General features: G+C 64.6%; 15 protein-coding genes and 1 pseudogene. 10 read left to right on the top strand and 6 right to left on the bottom strand.

The annotated features are described in order from the left end of the window. The first annotated feature begins 1 nt into the window (after nt 1). The 3 genes from LGN17_RS28850 (at nt 2) to LGN17_RS28840 (ending at nt 6958) form a co-directional block, all read left to right on the top strand. Nucleotides 2–898: an MBL fold metallo-hydrolase gene (locus LGN17_RS28850; protein ID WP_226200419.1), complete on the top strand. Its 897-nt coding sequence runs from the start codon at nt 2–4 to the stop codon at nt 896–898. 88 nt (nt 899–986) lie between these two features. Continuing rightward, nucleotides 987–4814, top strand: a complete 3828-nt coding sequence (locus LGN17_RS28845) for an AMP-binding protein (protein ID WP_226200417.1) — start codon at nt 987–989, stop codon at nt 4812–4814. Between the two features lie 11 nt (nt 4815–4825). Further along, entirely contained in the window at nt 4826–6958 is a 2133-nt protein-coding gene (locus LGN17_RS28840; RefSeq protein WP_226200415.1) for a class I SAM-dependent methyltransferase, read from the top strand. A 134-nt stretch (nt 6959–7092) separates the two neighbouring features. Here the strand turns inward: LGN17_RS28840 and LGN17_RS28835 are convergent, their stop codons facing one another. The 6 genes from LGN17_RS28835 to LGN17_RS28810 all read right to left on the bottom strand — a co-directional run bounded on the left by LGN17_RS28835 (nt 7093) and on the right by LGN17_RS28810 (nt 16326). After that, complete coding sequence (locus LGN17_RS28835) at nt 7093–9030, bottom strand: collagenase (protein WP_413227057.1); 1938 nt, start codon at nt 9028–9030, stop codon at nt 7093–7095. A 360-nt stretch (nt 9031–9390) separates the two neighbouring features. After that, on the bottom strand, nt 9391–10245 hold the full coding sequence (locus LGN17_RS28830; RefSeq protein ID WP_174989283.1) for a 3-hydroxybutyryl-CoA dehydrogenase: 855 nt from the start codon (nt 10243–10245) through the stop codon (nt 9391–9393). A gap of 38 nt (nt 10246–10283) precedes the next feature. Continuing rightward, complete coding sequence (bktB, locus tag LGN17_RS28825; RefSeq protein ID WP_226200411.1) at nt 10284–11477, bottom strand: beta-ketothiolase BktB; 1194 nt, start codon at nt 11475–11477, stop codon at nt 10284–10286. A gap of 48 nt (nt 11478–11525) precedes the next feature. Next, complete coding sequence (locus LGN17_RS28820; protein WP_413227060.1) at nt 11526–13154, bottom strand: electron transfer flavoprotein-ubiquinone oxidoreductase; 1629 nt, start codon at nt 13152–13154, stop codon at nt 11526–11528. Nucleotides 13155–13235: 81 nt separating this feature from the next. Next, nucleotides 13236–15026, bottom strand: coding sequence for an acyl-CoA dehydrogenase (locus LGN17_RS28815; RefSeq protein ID WP_226200407.1), 1791 nt, complete (start codon nt 15024–15026; stop codon nt 13236–13238). A gap of 397 nt (nt 15027–15423) precedes the next feature. After that, a complete protein-coding gene (locus tag LGN17_RS28810; RefSeq protein ID WP_226200405.1) occupies nt 15424–16326 on the bottom strand; it encodes a LysR family transcriptional regulator in 903 nt (300 codons plus the stop codon). 239 nt (nt 16327–16565) lie between these two features. Between LGN17_RS28810 and LGN17_RS28805 the strand changes: the two genes are divergently transcribed. From LGN17_RS28805 to LGN17_RS28775, 7 genes and pseudogenes are all read left to right on the top strand, one after another. Then, nucleotides 16566–17600: a D-alanine--D-alanine ligase gene (locus tag LGN17_RS28805; RefSeq protein ID WP_226200404.1), complete on the top strand. Its 1035-nt coding sequence runs from the start codon at nt 16566–16568 to the stop codon at nt 17598–17600. After that, nucleotides 17597–18676, top strand: a complete 1080-nt coding sequence (locus tag LGN17_RS28800) for a D-cysteine desulfhydrase family protein (RefSeq protein WP_226200402.1) — start codon at nt 17597–17599, stop codon at nt 18674–18676. Before LGN17_RS28805 ends, LGN17_RS28800 begins: the two co-directional genes overlap by 4 nt. A gap of 160 nt (nt 18677–18836) precedes the next feature. After that, nucleotides 18837–19271: an alpha/beta fold hydrolase gene (locus tag LGN17_RS28795; protein ID WP_226200400.1), complete on the top strand. Its 435-nt coding sequence runs from the start codon at nt 18837–18839 to the stop codon at nt 19269–19271. Nucleotides 19272–19348: 77 nt separating this feature from the next. Further along, a pseudogene (locus tag LGN17_RS28790) lies at nt 19349–19783 on the top strand (helix-turn-helix domain-containing protein); the annotation flags it as partial. A gap of 25 nt (nt 19784–19808) precedes the next feature. Then, complete coding sequence (locus tag LGN17_RS28785) at nt 19809–20879, top strand: YwqG family protein (protein WP_226200398.1); 1071 nt, start codon at nt 19809–19811, stop codon at nt 20877–20879. Nucleotides 20880–21115: 236 nt separating this feature from the next. Then, on the top strand, nt 21116–21697 hold the full coding sequence (locus LGN17_RS28780; protein ID WP_226200396.1) for a hypothetical protein: 582 nt from the start codon (nt 21116–21118) through the stop codon (nt 21695–21697). Continuing rightward, the gene (locus LGN17_RS28775; protein WP_226200394.1) at nt 21694–22263 is read left to right on the top strand and encodes a hypothetical protein; all 570 of its coding nucleotides are present in this window, start codon (nt 21694–21696) and stop codon (nt 22261–22263) included. Before LGN17_RS28780 ends, LGN17_RS28775 begins: the two co-directional genes overlap by 4 nt. The last annotated feature ends 109 nt before the right edge of the window (nt 22264–22372 follow it).

Here is a 22372-nt window from a genome sequence, read left to right as displayed (position 1 = left end):
CATGCTGAACGCTTCCACGGGATGGATCGAGCCGCGGCTGGCCGTCGTCGGCACGGCTGACGTGCCGCTGTACGTGATCGTCAACGACGAGGCCGCGACGCTGATCGAGGGCGGCCTGAGCGGCATGACCGAACTCGTGTGGCAGCAGCTTCACGCGCTGCTGCGCGACTTCGGCGGCATCCGGCATTTGCGCTACTGGCTGATCACCCACTCGCACTACGACCATTGCAGCCTGCTGATGACGCTCAAGTCGCGCATGCCGTGGCTCCATGTATCCGGCTCGCCCGACGCGTTCGATGCGTTCCAGAGCCCGTCGGCCTGCCGAACCATTCGTCAGCTCGACACGCACGCGTCGATGTCGTGGCAGCCCGCCGCCGACGCCGATTTCACCGAGTTGTCCGACCTGCCGTTCTACCCGGTCAATCCGGGCACGCAGCTCGACATCGGCGCCGGGATGCAGATTCGCACGATCGCGCTGCCGGGCCACAGCCGTTGCCAGTTCGGCTACTACTGTCCGCAGCTGGACATCGGTTTCGTGTCGGATGCGCTCGGCGAGTATCACGGCGCCACCAGCTGGCTGCCGCTGGTCTTCCAGGACCTGTTTGCCTATCGGCACTCGCTACAGGTCATCGAGCAACTGCAGCCGCCGCGGCTCGCGTTGGGACACCACGGCATCCTCACCGGCGAGCTCGCCCGATCGGCCGTTCGGCACGCGCGCGCATGCCTCGATGCGCGTGAGGCCGACGCACGCGCGGTTCGCGGCAACGCCGCCGCCACGCACGAGCTGGCCCACCACTGGACGGCACGTTATGCGGCCAGGAGCGAACGGGTGGTGCCGCATTTCCTGCATCTCAAAAGCATGAGGCACATGATCGACCTGTTCCATCGCGCCGAATAGCCTCCTCGGATTCCCGCCGCGGCAACGCGTGAGCGCCGCCCGGCGTCAGGCCGCTGCTCGCTGTTTTCATTCCTCTTCCGACGACACCATGACCACTGCGATTTTGCCGACCACGCTTAGCGAATTGCTTCAGAACCGGGCCGCCACACTCGGCGACAAGACCGCCTACGTGTTCCTGAGCGGCCCGCCCGAACAGGAGCAGACCGAATCGATGACCTTCGCGGAACTCGACGCACGTGCGCGCCGGGTGGCCGCGCTGCTGCGGCAGAACGCGATCGACATCGGCGACCGGGTCCTGCTGCTGTGCCGGCCGGGGCTCGACTATGTCAGCGCCTTCATGGGGTGCCTGTATGCGGGCGCCATCGCCGTTCCCGCCTACCCGCCGCGCAACAGGCAGCACATGGTGCGGATTGCCGGCATCGTCGAGAACGCAGGCGCGGACACGATCCTGTGTTCGGCCGAGGACCATGCACGCTGCGCGACCTGGCTCGCCGATACCGACGTATCCGGCAGCACGCTGCTCGACGTCGGGGCCGCGCAGGCGCTGGAGCCCGTGCATTCGCCCGCCCGCGTGCAGCCATCCCAGATCGCCTTCCTGCAATACACGTCGGGCACCACCGGCAGCCCCAAGGGCGTGATGGTGTCGCACGGCAACCTGATGCATAACCTGGGGCTGATGCGCGAATGGTTCGCCTATGACGAGCAGAGCACGATCGTCAGCTGGCTGCCGCCCTACCACGACATGGGCCTGATCGGCGTGATCCTGACGTCGCTCTACGGCGGCTTCCGGAGCGTGCTGATGGCCCCGGAACGCTTCATCCAGCATCCGTACCTGTGGTTGCGCGCGATCAGCCAGTACCGTGCGGACCTGACGGGCGCGCCGGATTTTGCTTACCGGATGGCCTGCCGGCGGATCTCCGACGAACAGTTGGCGACGCTCGACCTGTCGTGTGTTCGTACCGCGTATAACGGTGCGGAATCCGTGCGCGCGAGCACCCTGTCGGATTTTGCGCAGCGCTTTGCCGCCGCGGGCTTCGACGCCGGAAGTTTTCGACCGTGCTACGGGCTGGCGGAGGGCACGCTGTACGTCGCCGGTCGCATGAAGCAGTATCCGATCCGGACGCTATGCGTCGACCAGGCTGCCCTCCAGCGGCAATCCGTGGTGCTGCGCGACACATTCCTGGGCGTGTCGCAGCAGCCGCTGGATCGTCCGGGCGAACGGGTCCTGGTCAGCGTGGGCCGCACCGACGGCGAACAACACGTGATCGTGCGCGACCTCGAGACGAACGAGCGTTGCGCCGATCGGACCATCGGCGAAATCTGCGTGGCCGGCCCGAGCGTCGCCGCCGGCTACTGGCACCTGGACGAGCAGACGCATTCGACCTTCCAGCACCGTCTGGCGGGCCAGCGGGACCAGGTGTTCATGCGCACCGGCGATCTCGGCTTCATTCTGGACGACGAACTTTACGTCACCGGCCGGCTCAAGGACATGGTGATCCTGGCCGGCCGCAACTACTACTCGGAAGACATCGAGTACGCGCTGATCGTCGGCGTGCCGGAACTCGTGCCGAACGGTTGCGCGGCCTTCATGGACGACCAGGTCGACGCGGAACGTCTGATCGTCGTCGCGGAAGTCGAGCGCACGCAGCGCAAGGGCAATCTCGACAGCCTCATCGACGCGATTCGCCAGGCGATCTGGAATCGCCTCGACATCGGCCCGAGCGCGATCGTGCTGGTGTCGCCCGGCAGCGTGCCGAAAACGTCGAGCGGCAAGGTGCGCCGCAGCACGTGCCGCACCCAGTTGCACGACGGCGCGCTGACGATCCTCGCGCAGTGGGACGTCGAGGGCGGCGTACAACCGCCCGCGACCGATCGCGGGCAACCCGCGCGCCCGGCAGCGGTTGCCGACAAGCCGGCGGCCAACGATCGCCGGCGCGATGACAGCGCCACCGTCGACGAACTGAACGACTGGCTCAGGCACTATGCCCGCACGCGGATCGATTCGCGAACCATCGACGAGCGTCGCACCATTCCGCCGCACATCGTGCTCGATTTCGGGAATCGGGGCCTGCTCGGCATGCCGATCGACCGTTCGCACGGCGGCCTCGGCCTCGGCCTGCGCGACATGTCGCGCGTGATGGCGCAGTTGGCCACGATCGATTCGACCCTGGCTTTCTTCGTCGCCCTGAACAACACGCTCGGGATCCTGCCGATCATGCAGCATGCGCAGCCGCCCTTGCGCGAGGAACTGCTGCCGAGCCTCGCGAGCGGCCGGATGCTCGCCGCGTTCGCGATCACGGAGCCGGCCGCGGGCTCGCATGTGCGCGCCATTGCCTCCCGCGCGCAGCGCATCGCGTCCGGCGACTGGCTGGTCACGGGGAACAAGTGCTGGAGCGGCTCATCCGCGTGGGCGGGGATCATCAACGTGTTCGCGAAGCAGGCCGACGGCACCGGCATGGTCGGCCTGGCGGTGCGCCCCGGCACACCGGGCGTGCGGATCGGCGCCGAGGAACTGACGATGGGCGTGCGCGGCATGATCCAGAATTCGCTGCATCTGGATCGCGCGCGAATCAGCGACGCATACCGGCTCGGCGACATCGGCCAGGGGATGCACGTGGCGCAGCACGCGATGAACGTTGCGCGCCTTGGCATCGCTGCCGTCAGCGTGGGCGGAATGAAACGCTGTGCGCAGCTGATGCATCGCTACGGCGCGCGGCGCCAGGTCGGCACCGGCCTCCTGCTGGACAACCCGCTGAGCCGCCTGCGCCTGGGCGAATTGCGGGACCGCATCGACGGGCTCGACGCGCTGGTCGAGCACCTGTCCACCGAACTGGATCTCGGCATCGCGCCGCCTGAAGATTGCCTCCTGATTGCGAAGATTCTCGGCTCCGAGCTGCTGTCGCAATCCGCTGACGAGATGATGCAGTTCCTGGGTGGCCGGGGTTATATCGAGACCAACCTGGCGCCGCAGATCTTCCGGGACGCGCGCCTGACCCGCATCTTCGAGGGGCCGACCGAAACGCTGCTGGTTCACCTGGGCAGTCGTCTGCTCAACGGCAGCGACGATCTGCTGCGCTATCTGGAGAGTGCGCTGAGCGCCGGTGCGCTGGCCAGGGAACTGCGCGAGCTGGGCGCGCAGCTGGCGCAGGACGGGCTCGCCAATGCGGCGAAACTCGACGGCGCCGCGCACGCCGCCGTCTGGGTCAATTATTGGCTCGGCACGATCGCGCAATGGGGATTGCTGCTGGCGGTGATCGAACGCGCGGCGGCACAGCAGCGCATCGGCGACGGCACGCTGCGCTGGGCGCAGCGCCAGTACGAACTCGCGATCGAGGCGGCGCAACGGCAGGTCGGCCTGCGATCCGCGTTGCCCACGACGGTGGAATTGAACGACTGGGCCGCGCGCACCGGGTTCGAGATCGGCTCGATCGAGCAAACGATCCCGGGCGCAAGCCAACGCATCGATCCGTTGCTGGACGCCGATACCGGCGCGCATTCGGTCTCCCGCGCGCCCGATGCGCCCGATGCGCCCGCCGGCGAAGACGCCGGTCCGGCCGCCGCCCCGATCGTCAACGAGCCGGCAAGCCTGCTCGATCGCCAGCAGGTGCATGCCGTCGAACAATGGCTCATCGCATGGCTGGGCGAGCGCCTCAAGCACCGCACGCTTCGATTGACGCGCGAGTCGACGTTCGCCGAGATCGGCTTCGACTCGATCCTCGCCGTCGAAATGACGCTGGTACTCAGCGAGGCGTTCCGCGTCACCGTCGATCCGTCCGCGGTCTGGGACTACCCGTCCATTCGCGCGCTGGCCGCCCATCTCGCGCCACGAACTCACGGCGCCGCGCCGGCGGTTGCCGTGGCGCACGCCGATCCGGATGCATCGTCACGCATTGCAGCCCAACCTTCGACCCTGTGAGACCGTCCAACATGCACGCCCGATTCGACCTTGGTGATTCCTCCACCGCACTGGCCCGGCAGCTCGAACACTATCTCGGCGCCTATCCCGACGAAACCCGTACCTTGCTCGGCCTGTCGGCCGGCACCACGATCGGCGTCGAGGTGCTCGACATGGAGCTGCCGGTCAAGCTCGAGCAACACACAGATGCAGCCACGCTGCGCATCGGCCGGCACGACGCTCAGCGCGTGATGGCCTATACGCGCAGTTGCAACTGGGCGAACGGCATCGTGCTGGTGCCGACGCTGGCGCGCCTGGTGTTTGCCGGCGCGTTCCGCGGCCTGAGGGCCGGAGCGCCCCGCGCGATGCGCGCGTTCGCGACGTCCCGCCAGCCCGACCCGACCCGTAACCTGGGGATTCTGTGGGGCGCCTTCAACCTGTTGAGCCTGGCCGGCTGGCTGACCCTCGATCGCGGCGACGAAGACGCCGAATATGCACTCACGCCGGCCGGCGAATATGTCGTGGCATGCGTCGAGCGCACCCGGCCGCTGTTCGAGCAACTGGCGAATGCCACGTCGGTGCTCCAGCATCTGCACGCCCTGTGTCATCGAACGCGCGCGGCGGCCGGCGACAGCATGCTGTATGCCCAGCTCGCGCGGATCTGCGTAGCGGGTTGGCCGGAGCTGCCGCGCCCGGCCACCGATCTGGAGCGTCAGGCGAACGGACAGCTGCGCACGGCGATGGACGGCCTGTTGCTCGGCCCGACCTGGGTCGCACTCGATATGCCGGTGTTCGACAGGCAGCCGGACGGCCAGTACTCGCAATCGGCGCCCGGCATCCTCGGCAGGCTCGACAGCGAGCCCGATGGCGTCCCGGTCGGCGCCTGGACGCAGGCTGATCCTGTCGTGCTGCACGCGGCCTGGGCGCTGATGTGCAAGTTCGGCATGGCGGAAATCGATCGGGAAAAGGTGCGCCTCACCGAGTCGGGCCGGATTCACCGTCCGATTGCCGCCCCTTACGCGGGGTTGCCCGCGTCCTATCTGCGTTCGTATGCGCTGCTCGACGAACTGCTGTTCGGCAACCCCGATCCGCTCGATATCGATAGCGACGGCCACATCGATCGCGTGATGAACGTGTATGCGTCGAGCGGCGCCGGGTCCGGGCCGGCGTCACAGGAAATCACGACGAAAATCCTGCGCAAGCTGTTCGACGAGACGCCGCTGGATCGCCAGCCCTCGGGCATCGCCGACATGGGCTGCGGCGACGGCAGCGCGCTGAAGCGCCTGGCGGAATACGTCATTGCGTCGACGCGGCGCGGCCGGCACCTCGACGCCTATCCGCTGCTCGTGATCGGCGCGGACTACAACGAATCCGCGCGCGGCCGCGCAGCCGCCACGCTGTCTGCGCTGCGGGACATCTCCGGCGTGCAGGTACGCGTGATCGCCGCCGACATTTCCCGGCCCGACCGCTACGACGAAGCCGTGGCCGAAAGCGGCCTGACCGTCACGCAGCCGGACGGCAGCGTGCGCCCGGCGCAACTGAGCGACTTGTTGCATACCTTCATGTTCCTGGTCCACAACCGACGGTTGAGCATCCGTCGCAAGGACGCCGCCGAGGCGATCCTCGAGCGTCATCTGCGCACCGTCGATCGAGCACGCCTGCGCGCGGTTGTCGATCAGCACTACGCGGGCACGCTGGCGGTATCGGATCAGGCCGAGCTGCCGATCTCGCTCGACCAGATCAAGCGTGCGTTCAAGGTGGCGTACAGCGATGCGGAAGGCCTCGTTCCCGGTTACGTGGCGGCCGCGGATCTCATCGATTTCCTGACCCGCTGGAAGCGCCACGCGAAGCATGGCTTTCTCATCGTGGAAGGGCACAGCCCGTGGGCGGAAAATCTTTGCGCGCGTGCGCCGGGCGGGCCGGACACGTGGTTGCGCACCGAGCAGCTTCCGTCAGTGTTCAACTGGGGCATGCATTTCGTGTCGCGTCAGTTCATGGCGCCGTTCAACGAATTCACGCTCGCGTTGACCCTGGCCGGCCTGCGCCCCGACAGCCCGATTCATGGGCGGATTCATCCGGAGGGGTTCCCGGGGCCGGATCTGCTGAGCGACTATCGATTCTTCAGTATCGCAAACTATGTTGCCGATACCGGCACGGATCGCTAGCGCGGTGGCGGCGCGTCATGTCGACGCGCCGCGGCCCTCGAATTTCCGTTCGAGGGCCGCTTCCTGCTTCCTGCTTTGATGCGTCGGGCGCCGCGGTGGCCGGCGTCCGGTCACGCGGCGCCGGCCCGTGCCGGTCAGCGCTTCGCCGGCACCGGCGGCTCGCCCGCCGTCGTCGCGCTGCGCGCCCAGTCGGCGAACTCGGTGTCGTAGCGATTGCCGATGTACGCGACATAGTTTGCGTAGCCGTCGTAATCGCCCACCCGGAAGCGCGCCACGATCGTGTCGACGTCCGCGCGATGGCGCTCGAACATGAAGCGCGTCGCCATGTAGCCCCACCGGTACGCGCGCGTGACGTAGTCACTCGACGAGTAACGCGTGCCGAGCACGTCCGAGAACCGGTACGCGTTCGTGCGCGCCGCGTCGATCGATTCCTGGTTGTCGTTCTTTCTCGACAGATACTCGGCGACGCCTTCGATCCACCACACGGTCGGCTTCGCGGTGCTCACCGAGAAGTCGCCCGCCATGTCGTAGCGGCCGTCGAGATAGTGCGTGAACTCGTGCTCGAGGTTCCACACCTTGAACTCGGGCCGCAGCCAGGATGCCTCGTGCGCGATGAAGCGCGCCTGGTTGCCGGGTGCCGACGGATCGCCCTCGAGATACATGCCACCGTTGTCGGTGCTGATGCCGTAGATCACCGACGCGTATTTTCGATAGTTCGCGTAGTCATCGAAAATGACGAGCTCGATCGTGTCGTTGCGATCGCCCGCGACCGGCTTGCGCCCGGTCTTCATCATCCGGTGGAAGTAGTCGTCCTGCTGCGCGACCGCCGTGCAGACCGACCGCAACTGCGGCATCGTCATGTCCTGCGCGAGAATGCGCACGCCCGCATTGCACGCGTAGCGATTCGAGAGCACCGTGTCGGCCAGCCGCTTCTTGTAGTCGCAGGTGCCGTAGTCCGCGCAGTTGCCCGGATCGCCGTAGTCGGCCGCTTCCGCCGCCGCGAGCCAGAGGTCGCTGTCCGCGCCCGTCATGCTCGTGGACGCGAGCATGTCCTGGATCATTTTCTTCACGCGCGGCTTCTGCGTCGGATAGCGGAGAAAGCGAAACGTTTCGCGCGCCGCGTCGGCCAGTTGATAGGCGGCGCTCGTGTTCGACAGGCTCGCGCGGTTCGCGGTGACGAAGCGGTTGAGCGTCTCCGGGAGCGTCGCGTCGCTGTCGAGCATCGGCTGCGCGCCGCTGCGCTGGTGCGCATAGAAGAACACCGTGAGCAAGCCGGTAAAGCCGCCCGCCGCACTGCGCTGCAGCAGCGGCGCCGCCGCCTGCGGATTCGCCGCGCTCACGGTGTAGGACGCGATGCGGTTCTTCAGCGTCGGCAGGTAGTACGCTTCGTCCCGCATGTTCGTGATGAGCTTCATCAGCTCGTTCGCGGTGCTCGGCGCACGCGAATTGTCGCGATAGAGCGCATCGCCCTCCAGGCTTTGCTTGATATACGGGCGCAGCGACACCGCGAGATTCGGAATCGGGTTCGCAATGCCCGATACATCATATTGGTAATAAGCGGCGCGCAGATAAATCAGCAAATTGACCAGGATCAAATTGCTCGCGTCGTATTGATAGATTTCCTGTACGAAACGACCCGCAACAGCGTGCACGTTTTCGGCATTGAAGATCTGTGTGGCCTGCGCTTTATCGACCGAGAACAGGCCGTAATGGCATTCGTAATCGGGAAGATTCGCGATGTAATCGGCGAGTGCCGCGCCGCGATACTGGGCCATCACCGACATGTCGCGGCAATCGGCGCCCGACGTGCTGCGCTTGCTGCGCGCGGCCGGCTGCTTGAGCTGCGAAGGCCTGGTCAACGCGGCACGATCCTGCTCGCTGAGCGGCAGGTTGTACTGCGCCTGCTCGGGCGACACGGGCAGATTCTGCGGCACGCGAGGCATGCGCGCCTGCTTGGGTTGCGTCGGTTGCGTCGGCTGCCCCGGCTCGGTATTGGCCGACGCGGTACCGGCCAGTCCGGCGAATACCGACCACGCGACGATGGCCGACCAGCGGCGGCTTTTTTGAAGCACGTCGTTTATTGCCACTTTATTTTCTCTCGGTTGTTTTTGCGCAACCAAGATATAACATTACAGTTTGAAACGTCAATTTAATCGACATGAAAGAATTCAGCGTTAATTAGCTTTATTATTCATAGATAAAAATCGATTTACGAAACAATTCAACCGTCCGGCACGGCCCGCCTACATCCGGTCGAGCGACAACGCGCATGCGTCACTGCCCGGCGGACAGTATTCGGCGAGCCTTGCGATAAACATGCACTGAAGCCAGGCGTCACCATCGAATGAAAAACGCGGATGGCGAACCGCACCGGATGAATACACCATCCGGCACGACTCGCCACCCGCGTTGAAGACTTTCCAGCCCGCCGCTTACTTGCTGTAGTCGTACACCCCGCGCCCCGTCTTGCGCCCGAGCCTTCCGGCCGTCACCATCTCGCGCAACAGCGGGCATGCACGATACTTCGGATCGCCGAAGTCCTTCACGAACACGTCCATCACCGCGAGACACACGTCGAGGCCGACGAGGTCGGCCAGCGCGAGCGGCCCGATCGGGTGGTTCGCGCCGAGCTTCATCCCCGCGTCGATCTCCTCGGCCGACGCGATGCCTTCGGCCAGCACGAAGAACGCCTCGTTGATCATCGGCACGAGAATCCGGTTCACGACGAAGCCCGGCGAATTGCGCACGCCGATCGGCGACTTGTCGAAACGCTCGGTCAGCTCGCGCACCGCCGACGCGGTCGCGTCGCTCGTCTGCAGCCCGCGGATGATCTCGACGAGCGGCATCAGCGGCACCGGGTTGAAGAAGTGCATGCCGACGAAGCGTGACGGATCGGCGAGCGGCGCCGCGAGCGCGGTGATCGAAATCGACGACGTGTTGGTCGCGATGATCGCTTCGGGCCGCGCGACGGCCTCGATCTGCTTCAGGATGCGCCCCTTCAGCTCGACGTTCTCGGTCGCGGCTTCGATCACGATATCGGCCGCTGCAAGCTTCGCGTAGTCGGTCGACGTCGTGATGCGCGCCAGCGCCGCATCGCGCGTGGCCGCGTCGAGCTTGTCCTTCGACACGAGCCGCTCGAGGCTGCCCTTCAGCGTCGCGATGCCCTTCTCGAGCGCGGCGTCGCTGACGTCGATCATCACGACATTGAGTCCTGCCACGGCGGCGGTCTGCGCAATGCCGTTGCCCATGGTTCCGGCGCCCACGACGCCGACAATTTCGATGGCCATGAAATTTCCTGTGTGTTCGGGTGCTGAGCGTTCGATTATCAGATGTTCTCGAAGATCGCCGCAATCCCCTGGCCGCCGCCGATGCACATCGTCACGAGCGCGTAACGCCCGCCGATGCGCTTCAGTTCGTACAGCGCCTTGACCGTGATCAGCGCACCGGTCGCGCCGATCGGGTGACCGAGCGAGATGCCCGAGCCGTTCGGGTTGACCTTCGCCGGATCGAGGCCGAGTTCCTGCGTGACCGCGCACGCCTGGGCCGCGAACGCCTCGTTCGCCTCGATCACGTCGAGATCGCCGATCTTCAGGCCCGCGCGTTCGAGCGCCTTCTGCGTGGCCGGCACGGGGCCGATCCCCATGTAGGCCGGATCGACGCCCGCGTGTGCGTACGCGACGAGGCGGGCGAGCGGCTTCACGCCCTGCGCGCGCGCGGCGTCGGCGCTCATCATCAGCACGGCCGCAGCCGCATCGTTGATGCCCGATGCGTTGCCCGCCGTCACCGTGCCGTTCTCCTTCGCGAACACCGGGCGCAGCTTCGTGAAATCGTCCGCGCTCGCGTCGTGACGCACGTGCTCGTCGGTGTCGAACGCAACTTCACCCTTCTTCGTACGGATCGAGATCGGCAGGATCTGGTCCTTGAAGCGCCCTTCCGCGATCGCGCGCGCCGCGCGACGATGCGATTCGAGCGCCAGCGCATCCTGCGCGTCGCGCGAGATGCCGTACTTCGCCGCGACGTTCTCGGCCGTCACGCCCATGTGGATCGTCTGGAACGGGTCGTGCAGCGCGCCGAGCATCATGTCGACGAGCTTGCCGTCGCCCATGCGCTGGCCGAAGCGCGCGGCCGGCACGGTGTACGGTGCGCGGCTCATGCTTTCCGAGCCGCCGCCGATCGCGACGTCGGCGTCGCCGAGCATGATCGTCTGCGCGGCCGACACGATCGCCTGCAGGCCCGAACCGCACAGGCGGTTCACCGTCAGCGCGGGCGTGTGCTGCGCCACGCCGCCGTTGATCGCTGCGACGCGCGCGAGATACATGTCCTTCGGCTCGGTGTTCACGACGTGGCCGAACACGACATGCCCGACTGCGTCGCCCGGCACGTTCGCACGCGACAGCACGTCGGCGACCACCTTCGCACCGAGGTCGGTCGGCGAGAAATCCTTCAGGCTGCCGCCGAAATCACCGATCGCGGTACGGACACCGCTTACCACCACGACTTCTTTCGCTGCATTGCTCATCGTCTCTCTCCGGTTCGTTCGCGCCCGCAGGCGCGGGGATGCGTTGCGTTACATGTTCGGGTAATTCGGCCCGCCGCCGCCTTCCGGCGTGACCCACACGATGTTCTGCGTCGGGTCCTTGATGTCGCAGGTCTTGCAGTGCACGCAGTTCTGCGCGTTGATCACCAGCCGGTCGCTGCCGTCGTCGTTCTTCACGAACTCGTACACGGCCGCCGGGCAGAACCGCCCCTCCGGCCCCGCGTAGGTACGCAGGTTCACGTTCACCGGCACGTTCGCATCCTTCAGCGTCAAGTGCGCCGGCTGGTTCTCCTCGTGGTTCGTGTTCGAGATGAACACCGACGACAGCCGGTCGAACGTCAGCTTGCCGTCCGGCTTCGGATACTCGATCGGCTGGCATTGCGACGCCGGTTTCAGCATCTCGTGGTCCGCGTGCTTGTGGTGCAGCGTCCACGGCACGTTGCCGCCCATCACCTTCTGCTCGAGCCCGACCATCAGCGTGCCGAGGTACAGGCCCTTCGCCATCCACTGCTTGAAGTTGCGCGCGCGGTACAGCTCCGTGTACAGCCACGACTGCTTGAAGGCGTCCGGATATGCGTTGAGCTCGTCCGACTGGCGGCCGGCCTGCACCGCGTCGAACGCGGCGTCGGCCGCCAGCATGCCGGTCTTGATCGCCGCGTGGCTGCCCTTGATCCGCGATGCGTTCAGGAAGCCCGCGTCGTCGCCGATCAGCGCGCCGCCCGGGAACACCGTCTTCGGCAGCGACAGCAGCCCGCCGGCCGTGATCGCGCGCGCGCCGTACGACACGCGCTTGCCGCCTTCCAGGAACGCGCGGATCGACGGGTGCGTCTTGTAGCGCTGGAATTCCTCGAACGGCGACAGGTACGGGTTCGTGTAGCCGAGGCCGACCACGAAGCCGACCACGACCTGGTTGTTGTCCATGTGATACAGGAACGAGCCGCCGTAGGTATCCGACTTCAGCGGCCAGCCGGCCGTGTGGATCACGAGGCCCGGCTTGTGCTTGGCCGGATCGATTTCCCACAGCTCCTTGATGCCGATCCCGTACGCCTGCGGATCGGCGTTCGCGTCGAGCTTGAACTTCGCGATCAGCTGGCGGCCGAGGTGGCCGCGGCAGCCTTCGGCGAACAGCGTATACTTCGCGTGCAGCTCCATGCCGAGCTGGAAGTTCTCGGTCGGCTCGCCGTCCTTGCCCACGCCCATGTTGCCGGTCGCGACGCCCTTCACGGAGCCGTCGTCGTTGTAGAGAATCTCCGCGGCCGGGAAGCCGGGGAAGATCTCGACGCCCAGCGCCTCGGCCTGGGCCCCCAGCCAGCGCGTGACGTTGCCCAGCGAAATCACGTAGTTGCCGTGGTTCTGGAAGTTGGCGGGCAGCGCCCAGTTCGGCGTGGTGACCGCGCTTTTCTCGGACAGGAACAGGAAGCGGTCTTCCGTCACCTCGACGTCGAGCGGCGCGCCGCGTTCCTTCCAGTCGGGGAACAGTTCGGTGATCGCGCGCGGGTCCATCACCGCGCCCGACAGGATGTGCGCGCCGATCTCGGAACCTTTCTCGAGCACGCAAACGCCGATCTCGGCGCCTTTCTCGGCGGCCAGCTGCTTGAGCCGGATCGCCGCCGACAGCCCGGCGGGGCCGCCGCCGACGATCACGACGTCGTATTCCATCGATTCGCGCGGGCCGTACTGCGCGAGCAAGTCCTGTGTGGTCAAAATCCTGTCTCCTCCTGCGTCCCGACCGTCAATCGATCAGAACTGGTCTTCCGTCAACGCGAGCACGCCCTCGTTGCCTTTCGTGCCGACGATCGACGCTTCGAGCGCGCCGGCCTGCACCAGCACGTGCTCCGCGTAGCATTGCGCGATCGCGATCTTCGCATCGAAGAACGCCGGGTCGCTCGCACGCTGCGCCTGCGCCGCCACCAGCGCGCGGCCCATCTGCCACCCGCACAGCACCACGCCCGCCAGCTTCAGGTACGGCACGCTGCCCGCGAACACAGCGTTCGGGTCCTGCTTCACGTTTGCCACCACGTAATCCACCACCGACGACAACGCCTTCGCGCCCTTCTCCAGCTGCGCCTTCACCGACGCGGCCGCCGCGCCGTCCAGCCTGCCCAGCGCCGCCACCGTCTCGCCGATCTCCGCGATCAGCGCCTTCGCCACCGCGCCGCCGTCGCGCATCGTCTTGCGGCCCACCAGGTCGTTCGCCTGGATCGCCGTCGTGCCTTCGTAGATCGCCAGGATACGTGCATCGCGGTAATACTGCGCCGCGCCCGTCTCCTCGATGAAGCCCATCCCGCCGTGCACCTGCACGCCCAGGCTCGCCACATCGTTCACCATCTCCGTGCTCCAGCCCTTCACCACCGGCACCAGATACTCGTAGATTGCCTGATGACGCGCACGCGTCGCCTCGTCCGAATGGCGGTGGGCAATGTCGCTGTGCGCGGCGGCCACGTACGCCAGCGCCCGCGCGCCTTCGGTCAGCGCGCGCATCGTGCCGAGCATGCGGCGCACGTCCGGGTGATGGATGATCGTCACCGACTGCCTGGCCGAACCGTCCACCGGGCGGCTCTGCACGCGCTCCTTCGCGAATTCCGCCGCCTTCTGGTACGCGCGGTCGGCCACGCCGATCCCCTGCATCCCGACCCCGAAACGCGCCGCGTTCATCATGATGAACATGTATTCGAGGCCGCGGTTTTCCTCGCCGACCAGGTAGCCGATCGCGCCGCCGTGGTCGCCATATTGCAGCACCGCCGTCGGGCTCGCCTTGATCCCGAGCTTGTGCTCGATCGACACGCAGTGCACGTCGTTGCGCGCGCCCAGCGAGCCGTCGTCGTTGACCAGGAACTTCGGCACGATGAACAGCGAGATGCCCTTCACGCCTTCCGGCGCGTTCGGCGTGCGCGCCAGCACCAGGTGGACGATGTTGTCCGCCATGTCGTGCTCGCCCCACGTGATGAAGATCTTCGTGCCGAACACCTTGTACGTGCCGTCGCCCTGCGGCTCCGCGCGCGAGCGCACCAGCGCCAGATCGGAGCCCGCCTGCGGCTCGGTCAGGTTCATCGTGCCGGTCCATTCGCCCGAGATCAGCTTCGGCACGTAGCGCTGCTTCTGCTCGTCGGTGCCGGCCGTCAGCAGCGCCTCGATCGCGCCGTCGGTGAGCAGCGGGCACAGCGCGAACGACAGGTTCGACGCGTTCAGCATCTCGATGCACGGCGTCGCGATCAGCTTCGGCAGCCCCTGGCCGTCGTATTCGGCCGGATGCTGCAGCCCCTGCCAGCCGCCTTCGACGAACTGGCGGAACGCGTCGCCGAAGCCCGGCGTCGCGGTCACGACGCCGTCCTTCCAGCTGCTCGGGTTGCGGTCGCCTTCGACGTTCAGCGGGGCCAGCACCTCGCCGCAGAATTTCGCGGATTCGTCGAGCACGGCCTGCGCCGTGTCGTAGCCGGCATCCTCGAAGCCCGGCAACTGCGCAACGGCGTCGATGCCGGCCAGTTCCTTCAGCACGAACAGCATGTCCTTGACGGGGGCGTGATAGCTCATGGTCGATGTTCCAATCAGACGGGGTATGTGGGGCGCTATGGGGCTTGATGCGGGAAAACCGGCTCAGGCCCGGGCGACGACGTGAGGCATCGTAATGCCAGGGCGGGCGATTCTTATTGTCATATCCGGCCCATGTGGTGACAAAATCGGCCACGGGATGTGGGGGGGGTGGGCGGGGAAAGGTCGGCTGGATAGGGGTTTGACCGGAGCCGGTTTCGATCATTCAGATGAATCGGCGAGCAATCGGCGTGCCGCGTTGGGGCGGTCGGGGTGGCCGTTTCGAACAGCCATTCTCGCGGATGCAGATCCCCGACGAGCGCCCGGACGCTGGAAAGGAGTGGTCACGTTTGACGGGCTACCGCAGCCCGTGAGAAAGCTCAAGCCCCCGCTGACTGAGCTAACCAAGAACGCTCGATACGGTTCCGACAACTTCCTCGAGGAACACCTTGATCATCGGATGGTTGCGCTCGCCGCGGCGATAGGCGACATAAATCTTGCGCCGCACCTCCGGCTTCAACTTGACCCACGCCACGCCGGCCGGTGCCCGCAGTACCCGGAGCCCGGGGGCAACCGACACCGAGCAGCCAGAGGCCACCATGGCTTCGACCATTTCCGATCCACGACATTTGGCGTTGATACGAGGCTCGAAGCCGGCGCGACGACACAAGTCGATGACGAAACCGCCGAAGGTACTCCACGTGGATTCCATCGCCCAGGTTTCGTTCCGGAGATCGGCAACGCCAAGCGACGGCATGTTGCTCAACGGATGATCCGTCGCGACCGCCACGTAAAGGACATCCTCCGCCAGCGGCACGACCTCGATGTTCTCCCGGTCATTGCCCGCCGCGATCGAAAGATCGTCGATCAGCGCGATATCCGTTCGCCACGCACGGAGCGCCGCGACCGCATCAATTGGCTCCAGTTCTTCCAGTTCGATTTCCAGGCGCGGATACGCGGGCCGCAGCTTCTTGAGCACGTCAGGAAGTACCAGCGAAGCAATCGACGGAAACGCAGCTACGCGTAGTTCCCCCACTAACTCGCGCCGCAGCTCGGCCAATTCCGAGCGCGCCTCGTCCAGCACGACCATCACCCGTTCGGCGTGACCTGCCAATGCATGCCCCGCCGGCGTGAGCCTGACGCCACGGCCGACGCGCTCCGTCAGTTTGACGCCCGCCTCCTCTTCCAGCTGCGCGATCTGCTGTGAAACAGCCGATGGTGTCAGGTGCAAAGCTTCAGCGGCGGCCGCCATCGTGCCATACCTCGCCAGCTCCAGGAGTGCCTTCAGTCGCCCGACTTCCAACGCGTACCTCCACAAGGTGGATCGTTAAAAATAGCTAATGCATAACTCAATAAACGATAAGTATACGTGGATGAAATTGCTACCTAAAGTAGCCAGCCAGCAATAGCGGAAAACACGGACATGCCGTCGCCAGACTTCGCGTCAGCAATAAATTGACTGGCTGAACCATCGACTTCGATCGCTCGGGTGTGTCTGCCGCTGATTGTCGCCCCCCCATTTTTCATCGCGTGAAGAAAACGATGCGTGATTCCATACTCAAGATCGCGGTACTGTTCGGCGGCGCCAGCGAAGAGCGCGACGTCTCCATTTCCAGCGCCGCTCAAGTGATCAAGGCACTGCGTTGCGCCGGCCACAGCGTGGTGGCGATAGACACCTCTCGTGGCCCGCTGTCGCCGGAAGACGATGCGCTTCTCCTGACCTCGCGGATAAAGGATGCACCGCCGCCGTCCTGCGTGTCGGCCCAATCGCCGTCGACTGTCTTCGACCTGCTTCGCTATCGCGAACTGACCGAAGCCGATGTCGCATTTCTTGCACTGCACGGCGGCGCCGGTGAGGACGGCACCATTCAGGCGATGCTAGACCTGGCGGGCGTGCCTTATACGGGCAGCGGACACATGGGTAGCGCAATTGCCATGAACAAGAACATGACAAAGCGCCTGTTCTCCTCCACCGGCATCCGCACGCCACGCTGGTTGATGCTGCCGTGCGACTTCGATGCCATACCCCGACGCGTCGGCTATCCGCTCATCGTCAAGCCGAATCGGCAGGGCTCCACAGTTGGCCTGTCACTGGTACGCACTCCAGACGAACTGGAAGACGCGGTGCGCGTCGCTCGCCGGTTCGACACGCAGGTGATGGTGGAACAGTACATCGCCGGCCGGGAGCTGACTGTCGGCGTACTCGGCGCACAGGCACTGAGCGTCGGTGAAATCGTCATCGAGCCGGGGGCGATTTTCGATTACCGGTCGAAGTATCAAGCGGGACATGTGCTCGAACAGTTTCCGGCCAACTTGCCGGCGGCCACGCTCGAAGCGGCGCAACGCATCGCGTTGCGCGCTCACGCCCTGCTGGAACTCGACGGCTACAGCCGCACGGACCTCAGGCTGGACGCGCACGGCATTCTCTGGTGTCTCGAAGTGAACACGCTGCCGGGCATGACCGCCACGAGCCTGCTCCCGCAGTCTGCGGCCGCATCCGGTATCGCATTTCCGCAGCTCTGCGAGCAGATCTGTCTTGCGGGCATCAATCGCCATCAGCATCAGGTGCTCGCATGACTTCCAGCGCGCCAACCTCTTTCGCGCGCCATGCGCGAGCGAACCTCCAGGAATTGTTCGGCTTCGATTCAATCCGGGTACCGCGTTACCGCCTGCTCGACGGCGCAACGCCGATTCACCCGCTGCCGCGCCTGAGTGCCTTTCTTGGCGGTGCGACCATTCATGTGAAGCGGGAAGATGTCGCGGGCGTGGGCGGCGGCGGCAATAAATTGCGGAAACTGGAACTCCTGATTGGCGAAGCATTGCACTCGGGAGCCGACACGGTCATCACGGTTGGCGCGAGGCAATCGAATCACGCTCGGCTGACCGCGGCTGCGGCGGCGCGCGCGGGCATGCAATGCGAGGTGGTTCTCACACGCTCCGTGCCGCGCGACGACGCGGATTACGTTGAAAGCGGCAACATCCTGCTCGATCACCTGTTCAACGCACGTGTGCACGATTTGCCGGCTTCGGCCGATGCGATGGCATACGCCATCGCCCGTGCAGACGAACTGCGTGCGGCGGGCCATCGTGTCTATGTCTGCCCGTTCGGTGGATCGAGTCCTGTCGGCTGCCTCGCCTATGCCGCGTGTGCAGCCGAAATCGCCCAGCAGTCCCGGGCGCAAGGCAACCACTTCGATCGGATCATCGTGCCCAACGGAAGTGGCGGCACGCATGCCGGGCTGGTTGCCGGCTTTGCGGCACTCGGGGCCGGGACGATCGAAGTCGACGCGTACACCGTCTATGCTCCAGCCGCAGACGCTTATCGCGCCACGCTCGACAAGGCGCAACAGACGGCCCGCATCATCAATCGCGATACGGAAATCTCGCCCGATGCCGTTCGCGTCGACGCGTCGCAACTCGGCGCCGGCTACGGCATTCCCACGGAAGCGATGCGCCGAGCCGTGCGGCTGCTGGCCTCGCAAGAAGGCCTGTTGCTCGATCCCGTCTATAGCGGAAAGGCGTTTGCAGGGCTGATCGAAGGGGTTACCTCTGGTCGTTACGCGCGCGATCAAAACATTCTCTTCGTCATGACCGGGGGGTTACCTGGCTTATTCGCCTACCGGCACGAGTTTCAGACGACTGGAGATGGTTGAGTGAATCCCATAGACCGTCCTGATACGGCATTTCAAGGCGAATCGAGGCCACCGAGTTCCCGTGCAGACTCGTTCGAAAGCACCGAACGTCTTCGTCGCGTCGATGGTACGTCCGGGCTGCGTGGCCGCAACACCATGACATGACCGTTCGAGCGCGGTCATGCGGACCTGGACACGCCATATCGACGCGGGCGCCCTGTCACTCGAATGTCTCGTTGAATTCGCTCGAAGAGAGGAGCAGGCGATGCAATCACCCGGGCTTTGGCTGCGGTGCGCGGGTGCCGCGTTGGTTTTACTGTCGGCCTTTCAGACTCAATCGTACGCGGCGGCCCCCGTGGTCACGGAACATTCGCTGACGGCCAACGGAATCAAGCTTCACTACCTGGAGGCGGGCACCGGGAACGGCACGCCCTTCGTACTGCTGGCCGGCTACGGCGAGACGAGCCCCATGTGGCTGCCGCTCATGCCCAAGCGGGCCGTGAATCACGTCGTGATCGCGCCGGACCTGCCGGGCGTCGGCGCGTCGGGCATCCCTGCGGGCGGTTACGACAAGAAGACGATGGCTCAAGACACTCACGCGCCGGTGCATCCGTGAGAGCCACGAAAAGTTCGGCGTGTGTGATTCATAGACATCGTTTCAAATAAAATGAAGCGATGGACCGAGAGATCGCCGTGCGATTACGTTGGATGCGCATGTATCACGAGACTGGCAATGCCGGCCGCGTGTGTGCGCGATGCGGCATATCTCGACCGACACTTCGTAAATGGCTGTGCCGCTACCAGGAAGACGGCGAAGCAGGACTCCAGTCTCAAAGCCGTCGTCCACTACGCAGCCCAAACCGGAAGGTTTCCGAGGCTGATCGGGCGACGATCCTCCAATTGCGTGCCGAGCGCAAAAGCGCATGGCGAATTCAGAATGAATTGCGACTGTACGAGCAACGAGAACTATCCCTCACGACCATTCACAAGATCTCGAGCGCGCCGGGTGTAAAACCGTTGATTCGATCCAGGCGACCGGCGCAGCCGAAACGCGATAGCCGGCCGGTGCCTGGAGACCGCGTCCAGACGGAGACAATGAAGATCGCTCGAGGTGCATACCAGTACACCTTTGGAATCGAGAAAGGATTGAACCGTGTACAAGCAATGTCCGAAGCCCTTGCCGCGCACCCGTGACGAACTTCTCCGTTCGCTCCAGGAGACCGAATTACCGGAGGAAATTGTGCTGCATCTCGCAGCCCAGGCGCGGTCGGCTCTGCTCTTGACCACAGTCCCGGCCGGTGCGGATGCGATATCCCTTGGCACGAGCAAACTCGGAGGCACCCCCGACCTCCCTGTCGGATCAACATGGCCGGAGCGCCCTCCCTATCCGGACGCGGCGAAACGCGTCGCCGCATACCGGCGCGAGGCCGAGAGGCTGCTGGTGGATTCGAGGAAGCCGGGCTCGTGGATGACCCCTGAGCAAGGCGAGACGTTCAGCAGAGACTCTCTGGTCCGTGCCAATGCGATGGATAAGCCATTCCCACTCGCCTTCTTCGGGCAGTTCGACCTCGCGGCGCTATCACAGGTCGAGGGGTTCGAGCCGATGCTGCCAAAGGACGGTCGGCTCCTCGTCTTCTATGATTTCTGGGAGACGCCGGAGGACTTTACCCCTGAAGCGGCCGTCGGCTGGCGCGTAATCTGGGACAGGACTCCGACCGAATCGTTAGCGCGCGCGGCTATCCCCGAGGCGCTCGCAGCAATCTCGGACGACCACTGGACCACGATCTTCAAGCCGGCGCCCCTATCCGCCACACCCGTCGTTACGCCAATCCCACCAAACGACAAGAGCTGGGATGCCTTCGATCTCGATGACGAAGAATTGCTTGATACCTATTGCGAGTGGCTAGAGGAATTCGGCACGCCCGCCGACAAGGACGGAGAGAACCACCAGCTTGGTGGCTATCCGCGCACGCTGCAGAACGGGTTGCAGGCCAGGAGCCAGCTTGCCGCCAACGGTATCGACTGCGGTCGCAGCAACGCTTGGGACACGCCCGCGGCGAAGGCCCTGCTTCCCGGGGCCAAATCCTGGCGGCTTCTGCTCCAGATCGGCGCCGACGCGAACACCGGGATGGAAGGGCCGGGCGCCTACTACGTCATCATACGGGAGGAAGACCTTGCCGCCCGCCGTTTCGAGCAAGCTCGGGTGATCTATCAATGCGACTAGGTGGAACTCTCCTCTGAAGCGCATCCCCTTCAACGACTGCCCCGGTGATCGAAAGCACACCGATTCCTTAAGCACTGGCCGCCTGATCCTGCCGACCGACCCGCATATACCATGCTTGACTATTTCTCAGTTCCGGCCTTTTTGCGGTGGACATTGCTCATACACACATGAGCTAAAGAACCGCCTCCGATTGCCGTAATCAGGGATCTATTGGGAAATCGAGTTTTAGGAACAACGTGAAACGGCAATTCTGGATTGGAATCGGTTTAATTTGTGCGGCGCTTAGCGGATGTGCAACCCGGCAACTTGTGGCTACGCCTTTGGCTGAATCACGGATCGGCGTGAAGAGCTACGCAGAGATGTCTTATCAGCCACTTGCACTGAACGATGCAAAGACGATTGACTTCGACGCGAACACTTCTCCGGTGGCTCGATTTCCAGACGGTCTTGGCGTCTATGCTCCCTTCTCCCTGGATCAACAGTCCACGGCGACCGCTTTGCGCGTCCGCACATGGTTTTCGAGTACGTGGTTGCCGCTGGCAACGGTACTGAAGCCGTATGTCATATTCCTCGATGCCGACAAGCGCGTTGTCAGCCACGTCGAGTCATTCGACGGCACGGACGGGTCGACCTTCGTGAAGGGCCACTACAGGCAAACCTACTTCATCGTCCCCTCTGGCGCGCGATTCTTTATCCTCTACTCGGCTTCGTCGGAATCCGATCGAATGATTCTCACGGCACAAACCGGCAAACGGTGGGCAATCCCCAACGCTTATAGCGGCACGGTAGAGGTAAAACACGAGGTTGCGCACCAATGAAAGTTAAAACACCAGGGGCGAAACGCCTGACTCGATTGGCGATGTTTGCGTTCTCCTTGTCGGTGACAGGGTGTGTAACAACAAACTACATGCCACCGCCCGGTGTGCCGACGGCACACATTCGCTTCCGCGAAATCGGCGAAGGTAAATTCTTCCTCTATCAACCCCCTCCGTTGCCGGGTTGCTACGTGCCGAGCGATCCACTGGGCGGCGAACCCATTGGCGTGGCGGATATTCCTTTCAAAGACGACCACACGATCATTCTCTTTTCGACACATCGACAGCAGCCGCGACTGGGAATGCCAATCGCCGATAAATATATCGACCAAAGTTACTTCGAACTCAGGATGCAAGCGGATCATTTGCTGACGCTGCGCGTTGCCCTTCCGGGACTAGACCAATACGATAGCGCCTTTCGCTTCACCCCCAAATCCGGGGAAAATTATGAGGTAACAGTCCGTCCGGGAACGCCGCTGAAGGTCGATGTGTATCGCATCGACAGCCACGACGGACACTACGCCGTACAGCGTGTTGAGGACCTCGAAATCATTCGGCGATGTTCTTGAACGTGGCGATGCGATCGGCCGTTGACGAGTGAGCTTGAGTCATTCGGTCTGGCACGGGAAATGCCCGCTTCGGGTCGGCACCCACCGCTACAACACCCTGCAGCGCGGG

It is taken from the genome of Burkholderia sp. AU30280 (assembly GCF_020420125.1).
Classification (GTDB): domain Bacteria; phylum Pseudomonadota; class Gammaproteobacteria; order Burkholderiales; family Burkholderiaceae; genus Burkholderia.
This window is presented reverse-complemented; position numbering and strand designations above follow the sequence as displayed.

What these genes read in the sequence shown, in the direction of transcription:
- LGN17_RS28850 (WP_226200419.1), top strand. Translation starts at nt 2, where the DNA reads ATGCTGAACGCTTCCACGGGATGGATCGAGCCGCGGCTGGCCGTCGTC.
- LGN17_RS28845 (WP_226200417.1), top strand. Translation starts at nt 987, where the DNA reads ATGACCACTGCGATTTTGCCGACCACGCTTAGCGAATTGCTTCAGAAC.
- LGN17_RS28840 (WP_226200415.1), top strand. Translation starts at nt 4,826, where the DNA reads ATGCACGCCCGATTCGACCTTGGTGATTCCTCCACCGCACTGGCCCGG.
- LGN17_RS28830 (WP_174989283.1), bottom strand. Translation starts at nt 10,245, where the DNA reads ATGGCCATCGAAATTGTCGGCGTCGTGGGCGCCGGAACCATGGGCAAC.
- bktB (WP_226200411.1), bottom strand. Translation starts at nt 11,477, where the DNA reads ATGAGCAATGCAGCGAAAGAAGTCGTGGTGGTAAGCGGTGTCCGTACC.
- LGN17_RS28820 (WP_413227060.1), bottom strand. Translation starts at nt 13,154, where the DNA reads ATGGAATACGACGTCGTGATCGTCGGCGGCGGCCCCGCCGGGCTGTCG.
- LGN17_RS28815 (WP_226200407.1), bottom strand. Translation starts at nt 15,026, where the DNA reads ATGAGCTATCACGCCCCCGTCAAGGACATGCTGTTCGTGCTGAAGGAA.
- LGN17_RS28805 (WP_226200404.1), top strand. Translation starts at nt 16,566, where the DNA reads ATGCGTGATTCCATACTCAAGATCGCGGTACTGTTCGGCGGCGCCAGC.
- LGN17_RS28800 (WP_226200402.1), top strand. Translation starts at nt 17,597, where the DNA reads ATGACTTCCAGCGCGCCAACCTCTTTCGCGCGCCATGCGCGAGCGAAC.
- LGN17_RS28795 (WP_226200400.1), top strand. Translation starts at nt 18,837, where the DNA reads ATGCGGACCTGGACACGCCATATCGACGCGGGCGCCCTGTCACTCGAA.
- LGN17_RS28775 (WP_226200394.1), top strand. Translation starts at nt 21,694, where the DNA reads ATGAAAGTTAAAACACCAGGGGCGAAACGCCTGACTCGATTGGCGATG.